Origin of the sequence: Niallia sp. NCCP-28 (assembly GCF_023168165.1) — a bacterium.
In the GTDB taxonomy this organism is placed as follows: Bacteria; Bacillota; Bacilli; order Bacillales; family Cytobacillaceae; genus Niallia.
The window spans coordinates 1-1,548 of the sequence record NZ_BQYJ01000030.1; the positions used below are offsets into that span (position 1 = coordinate 1).

Annotated in this window: 2 protein-coding genes; both read right to left on the reverse strand. The window is 42.1% G+C overall.

Features of this window, described 5'->3' with window-relative positions; all coding sequences use genetic code 11:
• Nucleotides 1-948, reverse strand: a 948-nt coding sequence (locus tag NCCP28_RS23395) for an ABC transporter permease (RefSeq protein ID WP_248563558.1), incomplete at its 3' end; no start/stop codon positions are given.
• On the reverse strand, nt 945-1,548 hold a 604-nt coding region (locus tag NCCP28_RS23400; RefSeq protein WP_248563559.1), incomplete at its 5' end, for an ABC transporter ATP-binding protein. The genes NCCP28_RS23400 and NCCP28_RS23395, both read right to left, overlap by 4 nt.

Sequence of the window (1,548 nt, forward strand, 5' to 3'; positions counted from 1 at the left end):
CTGCAGCATAATATCTTTTTTCTTGGCGCCAATTGCTTTTCGTATGCCGATTTCTCTTGTACGTTCTGTCACAGATACCAGCATAATATTCATAATGCCGATTCCCCCAACAATTAAGGAGATGCTTGCAATCCCTGCCAGAAGATAGGTCATTGTATTGGATACAGAATCCAATGCATCCGATATAGAAGATTGATTGCGGACAGAGTAGGATGTTTCATCCCCGCCGAATTGGTTGTATAATTCTTGTTTCATTTTCGCCATGCCCATTTCCACCGTGTCTTCCGATGTCATATTCACTGTCGCAGAAGTTACATAGGTTTGACCGATAAAGCGTTGGGCGGTGGTAAAGGGAATTAAGACTTGATCATCTACAGAACCAGATAATTCCTCCCCTTGTTCAGACAGCACTCCGATAACTTTAAACGTAGTCCCATCAATTTTTACCGTTTGATCAATCGGATTGGAAAAACCGAAAAGCTCGGTGGCAACATTATAGCCTAATACTACTACTTTATTGCGGTTGTCGATATCCACATCCATCACATTTCTTCCAGATTGCAGCGTAATATCTTCTACTTTTTCATACGAAGTGGTAATCCCTGTTACCGTCACGCCATCACTTTCCGTTGTGCCATTTTTTACCGTGCTGTTTGTGGTTACAGTCGGAGAGACAGCATCTACTTCATCGAGGTCTTCAAAGGACATTAATTCATCATATGTGACTACTTCTTCCTCGCTGGAGTTTCCTGATAAAGTAACCGAAACGGTGGTTGTTCCTAAGCTCGACACTTCATCGGATACCGATTTAGAAGCGCCCATTCCAAGAGAAGTAAGGGCAATAACTGCGGCTACTCCAATAATAATGCCAAGCATCGTCAAAGTAGCTCTAAGCTTGTTCATCGTAATATTTTTAAAGGAAATTTTCATTGCTTGACTGAACTTCAAGAGACCACAACCTCCTTCGCTTCCATTAGCCTGCCATCTTGAATGCGGATCACTCGTTTTGCTTGTTTCGCTATTTCTAAATCATGGGTAATTAAGATAATCGTATGGCCTTGATTGTTTAGATCTTTAATCAGTTTCATCACTTCTATCCCTGTTTTGCTGTCTAAAGCCCCTGTTGGCTCATCCGCAAGCAAAATCGGCGGATTTCCAGCAAGGGCGCGGGCGATTGCCACCCGCTGCTGCTGGCCACCTGAAAGTTCGGTGGGTCTATGGCCTGCACGCTCCAGCAAGCCGACTTTATCTAATGCTTCAAGAGCTACTTCTTTTCGTTCTTTATTGCTTAACCCTCGGTAGATTAATGGCATTTCCACATTTTCTAAGGCAGATTGTTTAGTCAGCAAATTAAAGGACTGAAAGATAAAACCGATTTTATGGTTGCGCACTTCTGCAAGCTCTTTATTTTTTAAAGTAAAAACATTTTTTCCATCTAAATAATAATCGCCGGAGTCTGGGGTATCCAAACAGCCAATCATATTCATCAATGTAGATTTTCCCGAACCGGATGGACCAATAATGGCGATAAAATCGCCTTTATTGATC